Raw genomic sequence first — 21,632 nt, 5'->3', positions numbered from 1 at the left:
TTGCCGCTTGCAGCTCGAAGCTTGCCGCTGCTTTTAGTTCAAATGTTCGACACGGATCCGTACAACCGGGCCGTCGACGCCAGCCAGTGCTTCCAGCGCGGTGATCGCATCATTGATGCGTTGCTCGACCACGCGGTGGGTCAGCAGGATCATCGGCACCAGGCCGTCATGCTCTTCGACTTCCTTCTGCATGATCGATTCGATATTGATGCCGCGCTCCGACAGGATGCTCGCCACCTGAGCCAGTACGCCCGGGTGGTCCTTGGCGTGGATTCGCAGGTAGTAAGCGCTTTCGCAGGCTTCGATCGGCAGGATCGGATGCGCCGACAGCGAGTCCGGCTGGAAGGCCAGGTGCGGCACACGGTTTTCCGGGTCGGAAGTCATCGCGCGAACCACGTCGACCAGGTCGGCGATCACCGACGAAGCGGTCGGCTCCATGCCAGCGCCGGCGCCATAGAAGAGAGTCGAACCGGCGGCGTCACCGTTGACCATGACGGCGTTCATCACGCCGTTGACGTTGGCGATCAGGCGATCGGCCGGAATCAGCGTCGGGTGCACGCGCAACTCGATGCCGGCGTCAGTGCTGCGCGCCACACCCAAGTGCTTGATGCGATAGCCCAGCGCTTCGGCGTAGTTGACGTCGGCAGTGGTCAGTTTGGTGATGCCTTCGGTGTACGCCTTGTCGAATTGCAGCGGAATACCGAAGGCGATAGACGCCAGAATGGTCAGCTTGTGCGCGGCATCGATGCCTTCGACGTCGAAGGTCGGATCGGCTTCGGCGTAACCCAGCGCTTGCGCTTCGGCGAGCACGTCTTCGAACGTACGGCCCTTCTCGCGCATTTCGGTGAGGATGAAGTTGCCGGTGCCGTTGATGATCCCGGCAACCCAGTTGATGCGGTTGGCGGACAGGCCTTCGCGGATCGCCTTGATCACCGGAATGCCACCGGCCACGGCCGCTTCGAATGCCACGATCACGCCTTTCTCGCGTGCCTTGGCGAAAATCTCATTACCGTGAACGGCTATCAGCGCCTTGTTCGCGGTGACCACATGCTTGCCATTCTCGATGGCCTTGAGTACCAGCTCGCGGGCAACGGTGTAGCCGCCCATCAGCTCTATGACGATGTCGATCTCAGGGTTCGTGGCCACTTCGAAGACATCGTTGGTAATCGCAATACCGGTCGTCTGGAACTGAGGCTTTGGCGTGCGCGTGGCAATTTGCGCCACTTCGATTCCACGCCCGGCACGACGAGCAATTTCCTCGGCGTTGCGCTGAAGTACGTTGAAGGTACCGCCACCGACGGTCCCTAACCCACAGATGCCTACTTTGACCGGATTCACTGTGAACTCCCCATGAAACGGCCGACACAGGGTCGGCCGGAAAACAACCGCGTGCTCGCGGCTCTCTGTTGATGGCCCGGCGCTGTAGCTGCCGGACCACGATCATCAACGGTTGCCCGTGACGATGCGAATTACTTCGCGCCCAGCGCCAGTTTGGCGACTTGTGGCGCCGGCTGGTAGCCCGGAATGACCTGCCCGTCGGCCAAAACGATGGCCGGTGTACCGTTCACGCCGATCGACTGACCTAGCGCGAACTGTTTGGAAACCGGGTTATCGCACTTGGCGGCTTTGATTTCCTTGCCATCGACCATTTTGTCCATGGCAGCTTTCTTGTCTTTCGAGCACCACACTGCTTGCAGCTGCTCGTCACCCGGCGAATTCAGGCCCTGGCGCGGGAACGCCACGTAGCGCACTTCGATGCCGCGATTGTTCAGCTCGGGCACTTCGGCATGCAGTTTGTGGCAGTACGGACAGGTGGTGTCGGTGAACACGGTGATGTGCGATTTGGTCTCGCCCACGGCCGGGTAGACCACGGTTTCGGCCACCGGGATGGCATTGATCAGTTTGGAAATGCCCAGGCGTTCGGTCTTCTCGGTCAGGTTGACCGGTTTGCCATTCGCGAGCTGATACAGGTTGCCCTGCACGATGTACTGGCCATCGGCACTGGCGTACAGCACGCGGCTGCCTTTGAGTTTGACTTCGTACATGCCAGGCAACGGGCTGGCACTGATGCTTTCGACTGGAACCTCGAGTTCGAGTTTTTCCAGGCTTTGACGAATGGCTTTGTCGGCCGCGTCGTCGGCGACGGCAAAGGTGCTCACCAGCGCGACAGCGGCGGCGGCGAAAATCTGGGTCAGACGCATGAGTACTCCTGAGGGCGGGCCAATGAAACGATCAGAACGCCCGTGCGAAACACCGGGTCATAACCGTCCATCGTGCAAACCGGCAAAGCCTAACACATAAGGCCGCGAGGGCCGAATGCGCCTGTCGCCACACACTCATGTGCAACTGACACATCTTCATGCTTGTACAGTTGACCCACAACCACATGTGGCTGACACACATTATTGTGGCGAGGGGATTTATCCCCGCCGGGTTGCGAAGCAGCCCTAAACCATCCACCGCGATCTTTCAGTCAAAATCGAGCCAGCCGGGTTTGCGACTGCTGCGCAGCCGAACGGGGATAAATCCCCTCGCCACAGGTCAGTATTTCAACATTATGGGATGTGTCAGCCGCGTGGGTGGTGTTTGGCGTGCAGATCCTGCAATCGGGCGCGGGCGACATGGGTATAGATCTGCGTCGTAGAGAGGTCGCTGTGCCCGAGCAGCATCTGCACCACGCGCAAGTCCGCGCCATGGTTGAGCAGGTGCGTAGCGAACGCGTGACGCAAGGTGTGCGGCGACAGCGATTTGCTGATCCCGGCGACCTTGGCCTGATGCTTGATCCGATGCCAGAACGTCTGCCGGGTCATCTGCTCGCCGCGCTGGCTGGGGAACAGCACATCGCTGGGGCGGCCACCGAGCAACTCGCCACGACCATCACGCATATAGCGCTCGACCCAGACAATCGCCTCCTCGCCCATCGGCACCAGACGCTCCTTGCTGCCCTTGCCCATCACCCGCAATACGCCTTGGCGCAGGTTGACCTGCTCCAGTGTCAGGCTGATCAGTTCGGTCACGCGCAGGCCACAGGCATACAGCACTTCCAGCATCGCGCGGTCACGCTGGCCGATGGCGTCACTCAGGTCCGGTGCCTTGAGCAGCGCTTCGACATCGGCTTCCGATAGCGATTTGGGCAACGGCCGGCCCAGTTGCGGCATGTCGACGCGCAACGTCGGGTCGACGCTGATCAGCTTTTCCCGCAGCAGATAGCGATAAAAGCCACGCACCCCGGAGAGAAATCTCGCGGTGGAGCGTGGCTTGTAGTTTTGCTCCAGCCGCCACGCCAGGTGATCGAGGATCAATTCGCGACCGGCATTGATCAGCTCGAGATTTTTCTCCTGCAACCAGCCGTTGAACAGCGCGAGGTCGCTGCGATAGGCGTCGCGGGTGTTGTCGGACAGGCCTTTCTCCAGCCATAAAGCGTCGAGGAATTGATCAATCAGCGGATGGTCGATGGCAGGCATGGGTGCTCAGGGCAGGGCTTTTTCAAGCTGCGTGCAAATAGAGAATAAAGGCGCGCTAGTCTTTCATAGCCGGCCAGATCAAGAAACAGGCAGCTTCATTGAATGAGGCGTGTCAGATTGATCCGGTAAATCGCAGGCAACAAAAAAGCAGCCCGTAGGCTGCTTTTTTCTGCATCGGAAGCTGGGCTTAAGCCAGTTTTTCCTTGATGCGGGCTGCTTTACCCGACAGGTCGCGCAGGTAGTACAGCTTGGCTTTACGTACGTCACCGCGACGTTTAACAGCCATGCTGTCGATCTGCGGGGAGTAGGTCTGGAAAGTACGTTCTACGCCAACACCGTTGGAGATTTTACGAACGGTGAACGCACTGTTCACGCCGCGGTTACGCTTGGCGATTACAACGCCTTCGAACGCTTGCAGACGGGAACGATCGCCTTCCTTCACTTTCACCTGAACGACAATAGTGTCGCCTGGGGCGAAGGTAGGGATTTCTTTGCTCATCTGCTCTGCTTCGAGTGCAAGGATGATTTTGTTGGTCATGCTGTGCTCCTAAGGTAAATCGTTCGATCTACCATCGATACGTTGTTAACTATCGTCCCGCTCGCGGATGTATTCCTCGAGCAGCTTCTTCTCTTCTCCAGAAAGCGAGCGGCTTTCCAGAAGATCGGCGCGTCGTTCATAGGTCCGACCAAGGGACTGCTGTAAACGCCAACGCCGGATATGCGCGTGATTGCCACTCAGCAACACGTCGGGAACACGCTGATCCGCATACACCTCCGGTCGGGTGTAGTGCGGGCAATCCAGCAGACCATCCGTAAAGGAATCTTCCTCAGCGGAATCCGCATGCCCTAAAGCTCCAGGCAGCAGTCGTGTAACCGCATCGATCAGGACCATGGCCGGCAGCTCGCCGCCAGACAGTACATAGTCGCCAATCGACCACTCTTCATCGACATGAGCCTCAATAAAGCGCTCGTCAATGCCTTCGTAGCGGCCGGCAATCAGGATCAATGCATCCGATTGTGCCAGCTCGCGTACCGCCGACTGAGTCAGTTGACGGCCTTGGGGGGACAGGTAAATCACCTTCGCCGCCTCCCCGGCTGCTGCCTTGGCCTGAGCCAGCGCATCTTCCAGGGGCTTGATCTTCATCACCATGCCCGGACCACCGCCAAACGGGCGATCGTCCACAGTGTGATGCCGATCCGTCGTGTAATCTCGCGGATTCCAACAGGTCAGCTGCAAGAGCCCCTGTTTGACCGCACGACTGGTGATGCCGTAATCGCCAATGGCGGAAAACATCTCGGGAAACAAACTGATCACTTCTACGCGCAAGTTAGCCACGTCAGAAGTCCGCGTCCCAATCCACCTTCATCTCGCCCGCTTCCAGGTCGACGGCCAACACGCATTGCTCCGTATACGGCAACAGGCGTTCGCGATCATCCAGGCTGCCAGCGCAAGGCTTGACGACCATTACATCATTGGCGCCGGTTTCCAGAAGATGATCGATTTTCCCGAGCAGTTGCCCGAGGGTGTCGATGACCTTGAGACCTTCCAGCTGGTACCAGTAGTACTCGCCTTCGGTCAATTCAGCGAACAGGTTGCGCGGCACGCAGATCTCATAACCGGCCAGAAGACGAGCTTCTTCACGATCATCGAGACCCTTGAGCTTGGCGACCAGGAACTTGTCGCTCCCGCGTCCACTGACCAGCTCGACCTGTTTGACATTGCCTTCGCGCTTGAGCGTCCAGGTTTTGTACTGCAACAGGTTTTCAGTCGGATCAGTAAAGGAATAAACCTTCACTTCGCCGCGAACGCCATGAACAGAATAAATTTTGCCAATAACGATCAAATCATCGGCAGGGGCTGGCGTCGCGTTCATATTGCTCAGGCCGCAGCCTTGGCAGATTCCTTCAACAACTGAGCAACGCGCTCAGAAGGTTGTGCACCAACGCTCAGCCAGTAGGCAACGCGCTCTTGGTTCACGGACAGACGGATTTCCTGACCACGGGCAACAGGGTTGAAGAAACCAACCTGTTCTTTGTGGGAGCCGTCACGCGGGTTACGCGAGTCGGTTACGGTCAGGTGGTAAAACGGGCGCTTTTTGGAGCCGCCAAGGGCAAGACGGATTGTTAGCATGTGAACATCGTTCCTGTAGTCGGTGCTGCAAATCTAAATGCACAGCGGGCATGGGTGCCCGAAAGGCCGCATATTCTAAGGAATATCCGGACTTTTGCAAATGACTTTTTCCGGCGCCCATGGCATGCCGTGCAGATTTGCATAGAGAGCCGTCGATGAAAACGGCCAGTCAGCTCCCGCCGAGTGCGGGTTTGCTGTTGATCCTGCGTCCTTGCAGGGTCTGCGCCGGTGCGACGACCGGCGAAGTCTTGGTGTCCTGTCTCACATTTTCGGCATGCCGCCGCCGGGCAACATACCGCCCATGCCGCGCATCATTTTCGCCATACCGCCCTTGGCGGTGAATTTCTTCATCATCTTCTGCATCTGCTTGTGTTGCTTGATCAAGCGGCCGATGTCCTGCACCTGCGTGCCGGAACCCATGGCGATCCGACGCTTGCGCGAACCGCTGATCAGCTCAGGGTCGCGGCGCTCGGCCGGGGTCATGGAATTGATGATGGCTTCCATCTGCTTGAACTGCTTCTCTGCGGCGTTCTGGGCATTGCCCATCTGCGACAGGTTGACGCCGCCGATGCTCGGCAGTTTGTCCATGAGCCCGCCGAGGCCGCCCATGTTCTTCATCTGTTGCAGCTGATCGCGGAAGTCTTCGAGGTCGAAGCCCTTGCCCTTTTTCAGCTTCTTGGCCAGTTTGTCGGCCTTGTCCTTGTCCAGCGTCGCTTCAGCTTGTTCGATCAGGCTGAGCACGTCGCCCATGCCGAGGATGCGCGAGGCGATACGCTCAGGATGGAACGGATCGAGCGCTTCGCTCTTCTCGCCCATACCGATGAACTTGATCGGCTTGCCGGTGATGGCGCGCACCGACAGCGCTGCACCACCACGGGCGTCGCCGTCGACTTTGGTCAGGATTACGCCGGTCAGCGGCAGCGCATCGCCGAAGGCCTTGGCCGTGTTGGCGGCGTCCTGACCGGTCATGGCGTCGACCACGAACAGGGTTTCGACCGGGTTGATCGCGGCGTGCAGCGCCTTGATCTCGCCCATCATCTCTTCGTCGATGTGCAGACGACCGGCGGTGTCGACGATGACCACGTCGATGAATTTCAGTTTGGCTTCTTTAATAGCCGCATTGGCGATGTCGACCGGCTTCTGGCTCAGATCGGACGGGAAGAATGTCACGCCAATGTCGTTGGCCAGGGTTTCCAGTTGCTTGATCGCGGCCGGACGGTAAATGTCCGCAGACACGACCATGACCGACTTCTTCTTGCGCTCTTTAAGGAAGCGCGCCAGCTTGCCGGCAGTGGTGGTTTTACCCGCGCCCTGCAGACCGGCCATCAGAATCACGGCTGGCGGAACGGCACTCAGGTTGAGGTCTTCGTTGGCCGCGCCCATCAGGCTTTCGAGTTCGGCCTGGACGATCTTCACGAACGCCTGGCCCGGCGTCAGGCTGCGCGACACCTCGGTGCCGACAGCGCGCTCCTTGACCGAATTGACGAAGTCCTTGACCACCGGCAGTGCGACGTCAGCTTCGAGCAACGCCATGCGCACTTCACGCAGGGTGTCTTTGATATTGTCCTCGGTCAGCTTGGCCTTGCCGGTGACATGGCGCAGCGTCTGCGAGAGACGGTCGGTTAAGTTTTCAAACATTGCGCGATCCTTTCAGGCCCTGTACGAACCGGGATAATGGCGGCCCAGACCGGAATCAACATGTGCTCGGCGAGCCTGCGGCGTGGGCAGGTCGCGGATTATAGCGAAGACTGCGGCCGGCGGACACCTCGCCGTCAGCTTGCGGAGTCTTTCGTGCCGTGCCGGTTCTATGCCAAACTCAGCGCCTTTCGGGCTCGCCTAACAGGATTTATGCTCCCCTTGTCACCCAGTTTGCTGACCACCCTCGCCGCCGCCCTGCTCTATGCCGCTGCGACCGTCTATCAAAGTACCCGCCTGGCCACCGGCGCCAAGGCGAACAAGCGCCTGCTGGTCAGCCTCGGCGTATTCGCCGTGCTCGCCCACGGCGCCAGCCTGCTAACGCACCTGCTGACCCCGATCGGCCTCGGTCTGGACTTCTTCAGCGCGTCCAGCCTGATTGCCGCTGCGGTGATTGCCCTGACTCTGCTGGCCTGTTCGCGGATCCCGGTGGAAAACCTGCTGGTGCTGCTGTTCCCGCTCGGTGCGATCACGGTATTGCTGGCGCAGTTCGCGCCGACCGGCACAGTGCAGATCATCGACGAAGAGCCGGGCATTCTCGCGCACATTCTATTGTCGATCCTCGCCTACGGCATGTTCACCATCGCCGTGTTCCAGGCGTTGCTGCTGCTGGTTCAGGACCATCAGCTCAAGCACAAGCACCCGTCCGGACTGATCAAGAACTTCCCGCCCCTGCAAACCATGGAAAGCCTGCTGTTCGGCTTTCTCTGGGCCGGCTGGACGCTGCTGTCGCTGTCGCTGATTTCCGGTTGGCTGTTCGTTGAGAATCTGTTCGCCCAGCATCTGGTGCACAAGACCCTGCTGGCCTGTCTGGCATGGATCGTCTTCAGCGTGCTGCTGTGGGGTCGCAACCGACTGGGCTGGCGCGGCCACAAGGCGATTCGCTGGACCCTCGCCGGTTTCTGCCTGCTGATGCTGGCGTACTTCGGCAGCAAACTGGTTCGTGAATACATACTGCACATCTGACGGGCGGCATAAATGGACGGTTTGCCCATAGGGCCGATGCTCGCGGTATTTGTCCTGCTGATCTTATGGTCAGGGCTGTTTACCGCCGTCGAAATCGCGCAGCAGCACTTGCTCGCGCAACGGATCGCCTCGCGCGCCAGCGACAAGCCGCTGGCGAAGCTGAGCTTCCCGCTCGACAGCCTGATCCTCTGCAACACCCTGTGCCGCGCCCTCGCGGTGATCCTCGCGACGCTGCTGGCGATTTTTCTCTGCGAAGAAAATGGCCCGTGGGCGGCCTGCCTGGGCGCCGGTGGCATCCTGTTGGTGTTCGCCGATTATTTCCCGCGCACCGTGGCCAGGCGCTATCCCGACGCCGTGCTGGCGTTCGGCAATGCCCTGCTGGCGGTGCCGATGAAAATCGTCTACCCGTTCGCGTGGCTGTTCAGCCGGGTCAGCGCTTTGCTGCTGAGCCCGTTCACGCGCAAGGCTCAGGTGGTGCAACAGAGCGAGGACGAGTTGCCGGCCGATCACGATGATGATCCCGAACATCCGGTCCGCGCCCACCCGGTGTCGGGCATTCATGCGCTGGACAACATCACGGTCAACGACATTCTGGTGCCGCGCAGTGACGTCGACGGCATCAACCTCGACGATTCGATCGAAGAGATCATCGAGCAACTGCGCGAGAACAAGCGCACGCGTCTGCCGGTGTTTCACAGTGACATCAATCAGGTCGAAGCGGTGCTCAACACTCGCCAGATCGGCCATTTGCTGAGCAACGGCGGATTGACCCGCGAGGCGCTGCTGGCCGCCAGCTACGAGCCCTACTTCGTCCCGGAAAGCACGCCGCTGCAATTGCAACTGCTGAACTTCCACAAGCAGCAACGCCGCCTCGGCATGGTCGTGGACGAGTACGGTGAAGTGCTGGGTATCGTCACCCTTGAAGACATTCTCGAAGAGATCGTCGGCGAATTCGAAAGCGAGCACAGCCTCGACAACCCGCACATTCATCCCCAGGCCGACGGTCGCATGGTGATCGATGGCGCCGCGTCGATCCGCGACCTGAACAAGTGCCTGGGCTGGCATCTGCCGAGCGACGGGCCGAAGACCCTGAACGGTCTGGTCACCGAAGCGCTGGAAACCATTCCGGAAAGCGCGGTGTGCCTGAAGATCGGGCGTTATCGACTGGAAATCCTCGAGACCGAGGAGAACCGGGTGAGCAAGGTGTTGATCTGGCATACCTCTTCTGCTCCTGCTTTGGTGCCCGCCAGATAAAAGATCAAAAGATCAAAAGATCGCAGCCTTCGGCAGCTCCTACCCTGCGATCTTTTGCGCTTGTTTGATCGTTAGCCCCCTTCCTATAATCGAGGCGCTTACCCAAGCGCCGTCGATCCCTGTGCCTACCCGGCACTGCCCGGATCCTGACTGTTTCCGCTGCAAACCGACGACTGTTCCTACTCGAAACAGCGCTCGCGCCCTACCCCACATCCCTGGGTGTTCGACCATAATAATTCGCTCCACTGGAGCTCATGACTGTCAGGGATCACCGCATGACGACCCATACCGCTTACAGCGAAACCGCGCCTGCCCAGCCGACCAATTCCGCCACCCGCGTGGCCACGGCAAGCTTCATCGGCACCGCCATCGAGTTCTACGACTTCTACGTTTATGCCACTGCTGCGGCGCTGGTGATCGGTCCGGTGTTCTTTCCGCAGACCTCCGGCACGGCGCAGATGCTTTCCGCTTTTCTCACTTTCGGCATTGCCTTCCTCGCCCGACCACTGGGTTCGGCACTGTTTGGCCACTTCGGCGACCGCATCGGGCGCAAGTCGACGCTGGTCGCCTCGCTGCTATTGATGGGCGTGTGCACCACCTTGATTGGCGTGTTGCCGGGCTACGACAGCATTGGTGCCTGGGCGCCGATTCTGCTGTGCGTGCTGCGTTTCGGTCAGGGCCTGGGCCTTGGCGGCGAATGGGGCGGTGCGGCGCTACTGGCTACGGAGAACGCGCCGAAGGGCAAACGCGCGTGGTTCGGCATGTTCCCGCAGCTCGGGCCATCGATTGGTTTTCTTGCGGCCAACGGCCTGTTCCTGACCTTGGCCATGACCCTGGATGACGAACAGTTCCGCAGTTGGGGCTGGCGTATTCCGTTTCTGCTCAGCGCGGCGCTGGTGATGGTCGGCCTGTATGTGCGCCTCAAATTGCATGAAACGCCAGTGTTCGCCAATGCGATCGCCCGTCAGGAGCGAGTGAAAGTGCCGCTGGTCGAGTTGTTCAGCCAATACTGGGCGCCGACCCTGCTCGGTGCGGCGGCGATGGTGGTGTGCTATGCGCTGTTCTATATCTCGACGGTGTTTTCCCTGAGCTACGGCGTGGCCACGCTGGGTTATAGCCGCGAAACGTTCCTCGGCCTGCTGTGCTTTGCCGTGTTGTTCATGGCTGCAGCGACACCATTATCCGCTTGGGCCAGCGACCGTTACGGGCGCAAACCGGTGCTGATTATCGGTGGCGTGCTGGCGATTCTGTCCGGGTTCCTGATGGAGCCATTGCTGACGCAGGGCTCGACCTGGGGCGTGGCGCTGTTTCTGTGCATCGAGTTGTTTTTGATGGGCGTGACATTCGCACCGATGGGCGCGCTGTTGCCTGAGCTGTTTCCGACCCACGTGCGTTATACCGGCGCTTCAGCGGCGTACAACCTGGGCGGCATCGTCGGGGCCTCGGCGGCGCCGTTCTTTGCGCAGAAACTGGTGGCGATGGGCGGGTTGAGCTATGTCGGCGGGTATGTGTCGGCGGCGGCGGTGTTGAGCCTGATTGCGGTGTTGTGTTTGAAGGAGACGCGCAATAACGATCTGAATCAGGTTGCCTGACAGAAGATCAAGAGCTTCGCGAGCAGGCTCGCTCCCACAGGGTTTTGGGATTGGTCACAGATTCTCTGTTCACCCAATCCCATGTGGGAGCGAGCCTGCTCGCGAATGGATGCCGCGACCCGGTTTACAGCTCGACAACAACCGCCTGCGACGCACGGGTCGCCTTGGCGCGAGCAGCCTCGATCGACTCATCCCGCGCCAGCGCCACGCCCATGCGGCGCTGACCGTTCACTTCCGGCTTGCCGAACAGACGCAGCGCGGTATCCGGCTCGCTCAACGCAGCGCCCAGATTGGCGAATGCGGTCTGGGTCGACTGGCCTTCCACCAGAATCACTGCCGACGCCGACGGGCCAAACTGACGGATCAGCGGTACCGGCAGGCCGAGAATGGCGCGGGCATGCAGGGCAAACTGCGACAGGTCCTGAGAGATCAGCGTCACCAGCCCGGTGTCATGCGGACGTGGCGAAACTTCGCTGAACCACACCTGATCACCTTTGATGAACAGCTCGACACCGAACAGACCACGGCCACCCAGCGCTTCCGTCACAGCTTTGGCAACGCGCTCGGATTCAGCCAGAGCAATCGGGCTCATGGCCTGCGGCTGCCAGGATTCCTGATAGTCGCCCTTCTCCTGACGGTGACCGACCGGTGCACAGAACGTGGTGCCGCCAATGTGGCGCACGGTCAGCAGGGTGATTTCGTAATCGAAATCGATGAAGCCTTCGATGATCACCCGACCTTTGCCGGCGCGACCGCCCTCTTGCGCGTAATCCCAGGCTTTTTGCACATCATCGGCGCTGCGCAGCAGGCTCTGACCCTTGCCCGAGGAACTCATTACCGGCTTGACCACGCAGGGGAAACCCAGGTCCTGAACGGCTTTGCTGTAGTCCTCGAAGGTGTCGGCAAAGTGGTACGGCGAGGTCGGCAGGTCCAGCTCTTCGGCAGCCAGACGACGAATACCTTCGCGGTTCATGGTCAGTTGCGCCGCACGCGCGGTCGGAATCACGGTGAAGCCTTCGGCTTCCAGCTCGACCAGCGTGGCGGTGGCGATGGCTTCGATTTCCGGCACGATGAAGTGCGGCTTCTCGGCTTCGATGACTGCACGCAGGGCGGCGCCGTCGAGCATGTTGATCACGTGGCTGCGATGGGCGACTTGCATTGCCGGCGCGTTGGCGTAGCGGTCGACGGCAATCACTTCAACGCCCAGGCGCTGCAGTTCGATTACCACTTCCTTGCCCAACTCACCACAGCCACACAGCAATACGCGGGTCGCGGTTGGCGACAATGGAGTTCCGATACGGGTCATCTCAGGTCCTCAAAGGAAGCGGATCATCGAGGAAAGCCACGCAGGTGTGCTTTCCATGGGGAGAAAGCGCGGCATTTTACATGAACCCGAGGGTTTGGCTTCAGCTGGCGACAGCCTGTTTGCGATCACGCCAGGCCATGATCAGCCAGACGGCGGTGACGCCGGCGAACTTCGAGGCCAGCGCGGTGATGATCACCGGCGGCGTCAAGGCGTCGATCATGCCGAAAAAGATGAAGGTATCCAGCGGAATGCTCAGCGCCGAACTGATCCACAGACGATCGCGCAATGGCCGCTTGGTGATGCTGAACACCAGCCAGTCGATGCACTCGGAGACCGCGAACGCCGTGGCGCTGGCGAGCGCGATGGAAGGGTCGGAGGTAATGTAGGAAAGCACCAGCGCCGCCAGCATCGCCACGATCGCGCCATGACCGAAGCGCGTTTGCACCATGTCGCGCAGCACGAACACCAGCCCGCCCCAGGCCGACCAGATGATGTCCAGGTGCGGTGCGGTGGAAAAGGCGAAGTTGATCAGCACGACGCTGCTGATGTAGGCGATGAGGAAGATCATGGAGGCGGCCTGTCGATTTGGCGCACAGGTTACTTGAGCGCTGGTATTGCGCCAATAGGTGCGGTCACAGGCCCGACGTCTTCGCGAGCAGGCTCGCTCCCACAGTGGAACGCATTTTCAAGGTGGGAGCGAGCCTGCTCGCGAAAGCGGTGGTTCAGACGCCTGACTTCGCGGGAATCATCCAGACCAATCCACTCGCCTTCGCCCGTTCATGACACAACCCCAGCACCACGCGGCGCTCGTCATTGTTCATGCGGCCCCAGCGGGTGATCTCCGCGACCGTGCGCTGGCACCCGGTACAAACGTCATCTTCGTCCAGCGCGCAGATATTCACGCACGGCGAGGCGACTGGTCGTTCAACAGTCGTCATTGTTCCTGCTCGACCAGATCGCGGGCGTAACGCTGCGAGTTATGCACATAGTGCGCGGCGCTGGCTTCGAGCATCTTCTTTTGCGCCTCGGTCAGTTCACGCACGACCTTGCCCGGCGAGCCCATCACCAGCGAACCGTCGGGAATTTCCTTGCCTTCGCCGATCAGGGAATTGGCGCCGATGATGCAGTTCTTGCCGATCTTCGCGCCGTTGAGAATCACCGCGTTGATACCGATCAGGCTGTAATCGCCGACCGTGCAGCCGTGGAGCATGGCGTTGTGGCCGATGGTCACGCCGGTACCGATGGTCAGTGGATAGCCCATGTCGGTGTGCATCACCGTGCCGTCCTGCACATTGCTGTTCTTGCCGATGAGGATCAGTTCGTTGTCGCCGCGCAACACAGCGTTGAACCAGACGTTGGCGCCCTCTTCCAGGCGGACCTTGCCCACCAGTACGGCATTGGGCGCGACCCAGCTCTGCGGATGGGTTTCGACACGGGCGTCGCCCAGGCGGTATTTCATTTTGTTTTCCTCGGGCTCACGGCCGTTCGAACGACGGCTCAGGTATCGATAAAACTTTTCGGCGGTCGGTGCAGGCTGATTTTGGCGTCATAGAGCAGGTTGATCAACTCGACGATCATGATCGCCGTCAGGCCCCAGATCTTGTACTCGCCGAAGCGATAGCTCGGCACGTACCAGCTGCGGCCCTGATAGTCGATGCGATGGGTATGCTCACGCGGGTCCTTGCGGAAGAATTCCAGCGGTACGCTGAAGACGGCGGCGATCTCGGCATCGTTGGGCTGGTATTCGACAAAGTCGGGAATCACCCCGACATACGGCGTTACCTTGATGCCGTGCAGGGAAATCAGCGGACTCAGCGGGCCGATGACTTCGACCAGACCCGGCGGCAGGCCGATTTCTTCTTCGGCTTCGCGCAGCGCGGTGAAGATCAGGTCCGGGTCTTCCGGGTCGCGGCGTCCACCAGGAAGGCGACCTCGCCGCCGTGGGTCGAAAGCCCGCTGGCACGCAGGGTCAGGACCAGTTCCGGTTCGTCACTGCGGGTGATCGGCACCAGCACGGCGGCTTCGGGGAAACGTGCGTCGGTCTCCAGCGTGCGCGGTGTGTGGTTGCTTACCCTATGCAGTAGCTCGTCCAGCATGAGTGTTCTCGATCGGTGCCTTGCTCCGCATCATGCACCAATCAAAGCGAGCGCCCAAGCCCCCGAAACCCGTCGTGTCGCGAAACGACAACTTGCCGACCGGCCCCGCTGCACGCCAAGATAGGCGCAGCATTCAGGAACCCGAGCATGAAATTTTGCAGCCACTGCGGTAACCCGGTCACCCAGCGCATTCCCGAAGGCGACTCGCGGCTGCGATTTGTCTGCGACAGCTGTCAGACCATTCACTACCAGAATCCCAATATCGTCGCCGGGTGCGTACCGACCTGGGGGACGAAAGTGCTGCTCTGCCGCCGCGCCATCGAGCCGCGTCTCGGTTACTGGACGCTACCTGCCGGCTTCATGGAAAACGGCGAGACCATCGAGCAGGCCGCCATCCGTGAAACCGCCGAAGAAGCCTGCGCCCGGGTGCGCAACCTGAGCATTTACACGCTGATCGACGTGCCGCACATCAGCCAGGTGCATGTGTTCTTCCGCGCCGAACTGGCCGATCTGCAATACGCGGCCGGGCCGGAAAGCCTTGAAGTGCAGCTGTTCGAAGAAGCCGACATTCCCTGGGACGAGCTGGCTTTCCGCACGGTCGGGCGCACCTTAGAATGCTTCTTCGCTGATCGGCGCAGCGAGGTTTACCCGGTGCGTTCGGAGTCGATTCCGCCACTGGTGCAACCTGCGATCACTTGAGCTTCGCGGCACCCTGCCGATAACCACACCTGCATCTATCAATATGTGTCTGCGTCATTCTTGGGGAATCGTTTCAATGCGTTGGTTGCTTGCCCTGTTGTGCCTGTCGTTCGTCAGCGTTTCGCAAGCGTCATTCGTGACCACCGTGACGCCCTCGAACACTCCACTGATCGAAAAAGTCCTGGTACTCAAATCAGCCCATCAACTGCAGTTGATTGCCGACGGCAAGCCGCTGAAGACCTATCGCATTTCCTTGGGCAAGGGCGCGAAGAAAGGCCCGAAACTGATCGAGGGTGACAAACGCACACCCGAAGGTTTCTATTGGATCGACTGGCGCAAGACCAGCGAGAAATTCAACCTGTCGATGCACATTTCCTACCCGAACATCAGCGATGCCGCCCGCGCGCGTCGTGAAGGCGTCGAGCCTGGCGGCATGATCATGATCCACGGCACTCCGGACTCGGCAGACAACCCGGAGCAGTTGTTCCATACCCTCGACTGGACCGATGGCTGTATCGCCATGCGCAACGTCGATATGCGTGAAGTGTGGAATCTGGTACCGGACGGCACGATGATCGAGATTCGCCCGTAACCTCGACCGCTGGTCACCCGCAAAAAAATAATTCAAAAGATCGCAGCCTGCGACGGCGCCTACAGGGGTGATACCACTCTCAACTGTAGAAGCTGTCGCAGGCTGCGATCTTTTGCTTTTTATAGGCCATCACTAATACCACTTTAAACACTGCCCCCTGAAAACCGCCAATCCATTGGGTCAGATGCCAGTTCATCGCGTTGACATGGTATTCAAGTGGTATTAGCTTCCGTCGCACAAGCGAGCCACAACAATCCTATACTCGCGACGGAAACGACCTACATGAACGACCTCCAGCCCCTACGTCCCGACGATTCCCAGCCGACGCCGCTGTACTTGCAACTGGCGCGCAATCTGGAAGCGGCGATTCATGCCGGGCAGTGGAAGGCCGAACAGGCGATGCCGTCCGAGCGCAACCTCAGCGACCAGCTCGGCATCTCCCGGGTCACCGCACGCAAGGCTTTAGAGGTCTTGCTCGAGCAAGGCCTGATCCGCCGCCTGCAAGGCTCGGGCACGTTCATCACCCCACGCCTGGAACAACCACTGTCGCGTCTTTCCGGCTTCAGCGAAATGCTGCGCCTGAAAGGTTTCGTGCCGAGTTCGAAATGGCTGGAGCGGGAGATCACCCTGCCAACCCACGAAGAACTGATCCGCCTCAGTCTGTCGCCGAACGACAAGGTGGCGCGCATGAAGCGCCTGCGCAAAGCCGATGACACGGTCATGGCGATCGAGATGAGCACCCTGCCCGCGTCGATCATGCCCAGGCCGCAAGCGGTGGGCGATTCGCTTTACGAATACCTCGACGGCATCGGCAAACCGATCGTCCGCGCCCTGCAGCACATTCAGGCGATCAACGCCTCGGACGAATTCGCCGCACTGGTCGGCATCGCCCCCGGCACCGCCATGCTGCTGATGACCCGGGTCGGCTATCTGGAAGACAACACGCCGATCGAAGTCACCGACACCTATTGCCGCAACGACTACTACGACTTTGTTGCAGAGCTTCGTAGATAAAGAGCCGCGTCGCTGAGCGCGGCCCCAAGCGAGAACGAAAATGTCCGAAGACAACATCCTCACCGCCAGCGGCTGGGTTCGCGGCCGGCTGATTCACGAACAAGGCAAGATCGTGTCGATCGAAGGCGTGCCTTGCGATCCGGCGGCTAACGATCTGCCCTATCTGCTGCCGGGTTTCATCGACCTGCATGTGCACGGCGGCGGTGGCAAAGACATTATGGAAGGCGCCGAAGCCTTCGAAACCATCAGCAAAACCCACGTGCGTTTCGGCACCACCTCGCTGTTGGCCACCACCATGACTGCGCCGAGCGCGGAGATCTCAAATGTCCTGAAAGAGGTAGGACAATTCTGTGAACAGCGTCCGAAAGGCGCCGCGCGTGTTCTCGGAGTGCACCTTGAAGGCCCGTACATCAACCCGGGAAAACTCGGCGCTCAACCGAACTTCGCCCACACCGCGTTGATGGCAGAAGTCGAAGAATATCTGGCGCTGGCGCCGATCCACGTCATCACCATTGCCCCGGAAATCGCCGGTCACGATGCATTGATTCGCGAGCTGAGCAGCCGTGGCATCCGCATGCAGATCGGCCACACCCTCGGCAGCTACGAGGAAGGCGTCGCCGCGCTGGCTGCCGGTGCCAGCAGTTTCACCCATCTCTATAACGCCATGAGCCCGCTGCATCACCGCGAGCCGGGCATCGTCGGCGCGGCACTGGCGCACGCCAAATACGCCGAGCTGATTCCCGATCTGCTGCACGTGCACCCCGGCGCCATCCGCGTGGCCCTGCGCTCGATTCCGTGCCTGTACTGCGTCACCGATTCGACCGCCGCCGCCGGCATGCCCGACGGTGAATACAAGCTCGGCAGCCACACCGTGACCAAATGCCTGGGCGGCGTGCGTCTGCCCGACGGCACGCTGGCCGGCAGCACCCTGACCATGGATCAGGCCCTGCGCAATCTGGTCAAGATCGGTTTGCCGATCGCCGAAGCCTCGCAGCGTCTGTCGCAATTTCCCGCCGACTACCTCGGCATCACCGAACGCGGGCGCCTTGCCCCCGGCGCCTGGGCCGACTGCGTGCGGCTTGATCGTTCACTCACACTGACCGCCGTCATGGTCGAAGGAGAAGACATTGACTTCAAAATGCTTGAAGAGGCGCTGTCCTCGTTCGAGGCCGTGCAAGCCCAACTGCAACAGCTCGACGCGCCGATGATCGAGATCGCCGGGCGCCTGCGCCGGCAGCCGCCGCAAGTGGCGATGACCGTCGCCCGTGGCAGCTCCGACCACGCAGCGAGCTACTTCGCCTACCTGACCATGCAGCAACTGGGCGTGCCGGTGGCCTCGTTGCCGATGTCGGTGGTGACCATGCAGCAGGCGCCGCTGAAAGTCAGCGGTCAGGTCGCCTTTGCGTTTTCGCAGTCGGGGCAGAGCCCGGATCTGGTCAACAGCCTGCGCCTGTTGCGCAAGCGTGGCGCGCTAAGTGTGTCGATGGTCAATGCCGCCGATTCGCCCCTGGAGGCAGCTTGTGAATTCAGCCTGCCGCTGCTTGCCGGGACTGAAAGCAGCGTCGCTGCGACCAAAAGCTTTATCGCCACCCTCAGCGCCAGCGCGCGTTTGATCGCGCACTGGAAAGAGGACAGCGAATTGCTGCAAGCCCACGATGCGCTGCCAGAAGGCCTGCGCGAAGCGGCAAAACAGGACTGGAGCGTCGCCATCGAAGCGCTGCGCGATTGCGAGCGCCTGATGGTGATCGGCCGTGGCGCCGGTTTCGCGATTGCTCAGGAAGCCGCGCTGAAGTTCAAGGAAACCTCGGCGATTCAGGCCGAAGCGTTCAGCAGCGCCGAAGTCCGTCACGGCCCGATGGCACTGATCGACGAACACTATCCGCTGCTGGTTTTCGCCCCGCGCGGCGCCGAGCAGGCCGGCCTGCTGAGCCTCGCGGCAGAGATGCGTCAACGCGGCGCCCGGGTCTTGCTCGCCGCGCCAGATGACGTGAACGAACGCGACCTGACCTTGACACGCGCCGAACACCCGGCCCTCGACCCGATTCTGGCGATCCAGAGCTTTTACGTGATGGCCGCAGGCCTGGCCGTAGCGCGGGGCATGGACCCGGATCAGCCGCGCCATTTGAGCAAAGTGACCCGCACGCACTGATAGCCGTTGACGGATGTACTCCCTGTAGGAGCTGCCGAAGGCTGCGATCTTTTGTTTTTTTCACGTAGCGAAAAAACAAGATCAAAAGATCGCAGCCTTCGGCAGCTCCTACAGGGGACATCGAACCGAGATTCAACTGATGAGACCCAGCCATGCCCGACAACAATAAAGAGCTGACCCTCAGCGCCCCGCTCAGCGGCCCGGTGCTGACGCTCGCCAACGTCCCGGACGCGGTGTTCGCCAGTGGCGCGATGGGCGACGGCATCGCCATCGACCCGCTCAACGACACGCTGTATTCGCCCTGCGCCGGCGTGGTCATCCACGTCGCGCGCAGCAGCCATGCGGTGACCGTGCGCGCCGACAACGGTGCGGAAATCCTCCTGCATCTGGGCCTCGACACCGTTGAATTGAACGGTGAAGGTTTCGCCATGCTGGTCAAGGAAAGCGATCGCGTCAGCCTCGGTCAGCCGCTGCTGCGCTATGACCTGGACAAGGTCGGCCAGCACTGCAAAAGCCTGGTCAGCCTGTTGATCCTGACCAACAGCGCGGATTTTCAGGTGCGGCCGATCACCCTCAAAACAGTGAAAGTCGGCGAGCCGCTGCTGCACATCATCGCGCGCAATGTGGTGGCGGCGAATACCGATACAAGCGGCGGGCCTGAGGTTCGTGGCCAAGTGCGGGTCGCTCATCGCGGCGGCTTGCATGCGCGCCCCGCTGCGCTGATCCGTCAGACCGCCCAGGGTTTCAGCAGCCATTCACAGCTGCACTTCAACGGTAAATCGGCGCCGTGCAACAGCCTGATCGGTTTGATGGGGCTGGCGATTGGTGAGCAGGATGAGGTGCAGGTCAGTTGTCAGGGACCGGACGCCGATGCCGCATTGCAAGCTCTGCTCAGCGCATTGGCCACGGCGCTGCCGGACGATCATCACGCGCAAGCGCCGACCACCACAGCCGCGCTGAAACGCCCGGCCGAGGCTGGCGTGTTGCACGGTGTCTGCGCGGCGCCGGGGCTGGTCGCCGGGCCGCTGTTTCGCTTGAACGCGATCACCTTGCCGGCGGATGCGGGCAACCACGATCCGGTGCAACAGCAGCCGATTCTTGAAGCGGCATTGAACGCGGTGCGCAGCGAAATCGCTGCCACCCTCGCCCAAGCGAAAAAGCACAGGAACGCCGACGAAGAAGCGATCTTCGCCGCACACATGGCGCTGCTTGAAGACCCGGCCCTGCTCGACGCCGCGCAGCAATTCATCGCGCAAGGCACCGCAGCGACGCACGCCTGGAGTCAGTCGATCGACACGCAGTGCGACATGCTGCAAGGCACCGGCAGTCCGCTGCTGGCCGAACGTGCCAACGATTTGCGCGACCTCAAGCAACGCGTCCTGCGCGCTCTGCTTGGCGAGGCCTGGGGATACCAGGTTCCGGCCGGCGCCATCGTTGCCGCCCATGAACTGACGCCGTCGGATCTGCTGCAACTCAGCGCGCAAGGCGTCGCCGGGTTGTGCATGGCCGAGGGCGGCGCGACTTCCCACGTAGCGATTCTGGCGCGCGGCAAAGGTCTGCCGTGCATCGTCGCTTTGGGCGCGCAATTGCTTGAGCAGCCGCAAGATCAAGCCGTGGTGCTCGACGCTGACGACGGGCGCCTCGAATTGACGCCAAACGCCGAGCGCCTGAGCGAAGTTCAACAGGCGCAGATCGAGCGCCGGCAGCGTCGCGAAAGCCAACAGGCCAAAGCCCATTTACCCGCTGAAACGCGCAATGGCGTGCACATCGAAGTGGTCGCCAACGTCGCCTCAAGCAGCGAAGCGGCAGACGCATTTACCAACGGTGCTGATGGTGTAGGCCTGTTGCGCACCGAGTTTCTCTTCGTCGATCGCCAGACGGCACCCGACGTCGAAGAACAGCGCAGCGCCTATCAAGCGGTGATCGATGCCATGGGCGACAAGTCGGTGATCATCCGCACCATCGACGTCGGTGGCGACAAGCAACTCGACTACCTGCCACTGCCCGCCGAGGCCAACCCGGTGCTCGGATTGCGCGGCATTCGTCTGGCGCAGGCGCGCCCGGAAATTCTCGATCAGCAACTGCGCGCGCTGTTGCAGGTCAAGCCGTTGCCGCGTTGCCGGATTCTGTTGCCGATGGTCACCGAGGTCGACGAGCTGCTGCACATCCGCCAGCGCGTCGATGCCTTGTGTCTGGAGCTGGGGATTACCGAGCGCCCGGAAATCGGCGTGATGATCGAAGTCCCCGCCGCCGCGCTGCAAGCCGAGCAACTGGCCGAACACGCCGACTTCCTCTCGATCGGCACCAACGATCTGTCGCAATACACCCTGGCCATGGACCGCGATCACGCCGGGCTGGCGGCGCGGGTCGATGCCCTGCACCCGGCGTTGCTGCGCCTGATCGCCATGACCTGCGAGGGTGCGGCGGTACACAAGCGCTGGGTCGGCGTCTGCGGCGCCCTCGCCTCCGACCCGTTGGCCACGCCGGTGCTGATCGGCCTGGGCGTCACTGAACTGTCGGTGAGCCCGGTGCAGATCGGTGAAATCAAGGAACGCGTGCGTCAGCTGCATGAAGCCGAATGTCAGCGCCTGAGCCGCGACTTGCTCAAGCTGTCCAGCGCCGCCGCCGTTCGCCACGCCTGTCATCAACATTGGCCTCTGCGCTAACAAAAACA

General features: G+C 60.9%; 20 protein-coding genes and 2 pseudogenes. 9 read left to right on the top strand and 13 right to left on the bottom strand.

Features of this window, described 5'->3' with window-relative positions; all coding sequences use genetic code 11:
• Positions 1-33 precede the first annotated feature (33 nt).
• The 8 genes from AB4N41_RS13880 to ffh all read right to left on the bottom strand — a co-directional run bounded on the left by AB4N41_RS13880 (position 34) and on the right by ffh (position 7,233).
• Positions 34-1,338, bottom strand: a complete 1,305-nt coding sequence (locus AB4N41_RS13880) for a homoserine dehydrogenase (protein WP_024011722.1) — start codon at positions 1,336-1,338, stop codon at positions 34-36.
• A 131-nt stretch (positions 1,339-1,469) separates the two neighbouring features.
• The gene (dsbC, locus tag AB4N41_RS13875) at positions 1,470-2,201 is read right to left on the bottom strand and encodes a bifunctional protein-disulfide isomerase/oxidoreductase DsbC (RefSeq protein WP_252877498.1); all 732 of its coding nucleotides are present in this window, start codon (positions 2,199-2,201) and stop codon (positions 1,470-1,472) included.
• 366 nt (positions 2,202-2,567) lie between these two features.
• A complete protein-coding gene (gene xerD, locus AB4N41_RS13870) occupies positions 2,568-3,464 on the bottom strand; it encodes a site-specific tyrosine recombinase XerD (RefSeq protein ID WP_016771535.1) in 897 nt (298 codons plus the stop codon).
• Between the two features lie 187 nt (positions 3,465-3,651).
• On the bottom strand, positions 3,652-4,002 hold the full coding sequence (rplS, locus tag AB4N41_RS13865; RefSeq protein ID WP_041478196.1) for a 50S ribosomal protein L19: 351 nt from the start codon (positions 4,000-4,002) through the stop codon (positions 3,652-3,654).
• 45 nt (positions 4,003-4,047) lie between these two features.
• On the bottom strand, positions 4,048-4,758 hold the full coding sequence (gene trmD, locus AB4N41_RS13860; protein WP_231507574.1) for a tRNA (guanosine(37)-N1)-methyltransferase TrmD: 711 nt from the start codon (positions 4,756-4,758) through the stop codon (positions 4,048-4,050).
• Positions 4,759-4,801: 43 nt separating this feature from the next.
• Entirely contained in the window at positions 4,802-5,338 is a 537-nt protein-coding gene (gene rimM, locus AB4N41_RS13855) for a ribosome maturation factor RimM (RefSeq protein ID WP_016771538.1), read from the bottom strand.
• A 5-nt stretch (positions 5,339-5,343) separates the two neighbouring features.
• Entirely contained in the window at positions 5,344-5,595 is a 252-nt protein-coding gene (gene rpsP, locus AB4N41_RS13850) for a 30S ribosomal protein S16 (RefSeq protein WP_003185073.1), read from the bottom strand.
• Positions 5,596-5,856: 261 nt separating this feature from the next.
• Positions 5,857-7,233 (bottom strand): signal recognition particle protein, encoded by a 1,377-nt coding sequence (gene ffh, locus AB4N41_RS13845; protein WP_007967791.1) that lies wholly within the window; start codon positions 7,231-7,233, stop codon positions 5,857-5,859.
• A gap of 210 nt (positions 7,234-7,443) precedes the next feature.
• Between ffh and AB4N41_RS13840 the strand changes: the two genes are divergently transcribed.
• The 3 genes from AB4N41_RS13840 to AB4N41_RS13830 all read left to right on the top strand — a co-directional run bounded on the left by AB4N41_RS13840 (position 7,444) and on the right by AB4N41_RS13830 (position 11,102).
• On the top strand, positions 7,444-8,256 hold the full coding sequence (locus AB4N41_RS13840; RefSeq protein WP_016771539.1) for a cytochrome C assembly family protein: 813 nt from the start codon (positions 7,444-7,446) through the stop codon (positions 8,254-8,256).
• A 12-nt stretch (positions 8,257-8,268) separates the two neighbouring features.
• The gene (locus AB4N41_RS13835; RefSeq protein WP_150742858.1) at positions 8,269-9,510 is read left to right on the top strand and encodes a CNNM domain-containing protein; all 1,242 of its coding nucleotides are present in this window, start codon (positions 8,269-8,271) and stop codon (positions 9,508-9,510) included.
• A 275-nt stretch (positions 9,511-9,785) separates the two neighbouring features.
• Positions 9,786-11,102, top strand: coding sequence for an MFS transporter (locus tag AB4N41_RS13830; RefSeq protein ID WP_041478199.1), 1,317 nt, complete (start codon positions 9,786-9,788; stop codon positions 11,100-11,102).
• 124 nt (positions 11,103-11,226) lie between these two features.
• Here AB4N41_RS13830 and purT read toward each other — a convergent pair whose 3' ends face one another.
• From purT to AB4N41_RS13805, 5 genes and pseudogenes are all read right to left on the bottom strand, one after another.
• Positions 11,227-12,408, bottom strand: coding sequence for a formate-dependent phosphoribosylglycinamide formyltransferase (purT, locus tag AB4N41_RS13825; RefSeq protein WP_024011715.1), 1,182 nt, complete (start codon positions 12,406-12,408; stop codon positions 11,227-11,229).
• Positions 12,409-12,508: 100 nt separating this feature from the next.
• Positions 12,509-12,976: a VUT family protein gene (locus AB4N41_RS13820; RefSeq protein WP_016771544.1), complete on the bottom strand. Its 468-nt coding sequence runs from the start codon at positions 12,974-12,976 to the stop codon at positions 12,509-12,511.
• Positions 12,977-13,130: 154 nt separating this feature from the next.
• Positions 13,131-13,346, bottom strand: coding sequence for a DUF1289 domain-containing protein (locus AB4N41_RS13815; RefSeq protein ID WP_039759143.1), 216 nt, complete (start codon positions 13,344-13,346; stop codon positions 13,131-13,133).
• Positions 13,343-13,867: a gamma carbonic anhydrase family protein gene (locus AB4N41_RS13810; protein ID WP_016771546.1), complete on the bottom strand. Its 525-nt coding sequence runs from the start codon at positions 13,865-13,867 to the stop codon at positions 13,343-13,345. The genes AB4N41_RS13815 and AB4N41_RS13810 overlap by 4 nt, the downstream gene beginning before the upstream one ends.
• Before the next feature lie 38 nt (positions 13,868-13,905).
• Positions 13,906-14,504: pseudogene (locus AB4N41_RS13805) on the bottom strand (CoA pyrophosphatase).
• Between the two features lie 147 nt (positions 14,505-14,651).
• On the opposite strand from AB4N41_RS13805, the gene AB4N41_RS13800 reads away from it, so the two are divergent.
• The 6 genes and pseudogenes from AB4N41_RS13800 to ptsP all read left to right on the top strand — a co-directional run bounded on the left by AB4N41_RS13800 (position 14,652) and on the right by ptsP (position 21,624).
• Positions 14,652-15,203: an NUDIX hydrolase gene (locus AB4N41_RS13800; RefSeq protein ID WP_016771548.1), complete on the top strand. Its 552-nt coding sequence runs from the start codon at positions 14,652-14,654 to the stop codon at positions 15,201-15,203.
• A 76-nt stretch (positions 15,204-15,279) separates the two neighbouring features.
• Positions 15,280-15,795, top strand: coding sequence for a L,D-transpeptidase family protein (locus AB4N41_RS13795; RefSeq protein ID WP_016771549.1), 516 nt, complete (start codon positions 15,280-15,282; stop codon positions 15,793-15,795).
• A gap of 282 nt (positions 15,796-16,077) precedes the next feature.
• Positions 16,078-16,809, top strand: coding sequence for a GntR family transcriptional regulator (locus AB4N41_RS13790; protein WP_056783114.1), 732 nt, complete (start codon positions 16,078-16,080; stop codon positions 16,807-16,809).
• A 40-nt stretch (positions 16,810-16,849) separates the two neighbouring features.
• A pseudogene (gene nagA / locus AB4N41_RS13785) lies at positions 16,850-17,932 on the top strand (N-acetylglucosamine-6-phosphate deacetylase); the annotation flags it as partial.
• 15 nt (positions 17,933-17,947) lie between these two features.
• Entirely contained in the window at positions 17,948-18,958 is a 1,011-nt protein-coding gene (locus tag AB4N41_RS13780; protein ID WP_071174481.1) for an SIS domain-containing protein, read from the top strand.
• A 152-nt stretch (positions 18,959-19,110) separates the two neighbouring features.
• Positions 19,111-21,624: a phosphoenolpyruvate--protein phosphotransferase gene (gene ptsP / locus AB4N41_RS13775; protein ID WP_252877496.1), complete on the top strand. Its 2,514-nt coding sequence runs from the start codon at positions 19,111-19,113 to the stop codon at positions 21,622-21,624.
• The last annotated feature ends 8 nt before the right edge of the window (positions 21,625-21,632 follow it).

The sequence above is a fragment of the Pseudomonas sp. S2_A10 genome (genome assembly GCF_054668465.1).
Note: the sequence above shows the minus strand (reverse complement) of the source record. Positions and strands in the feature narration are given on the sequence as shown.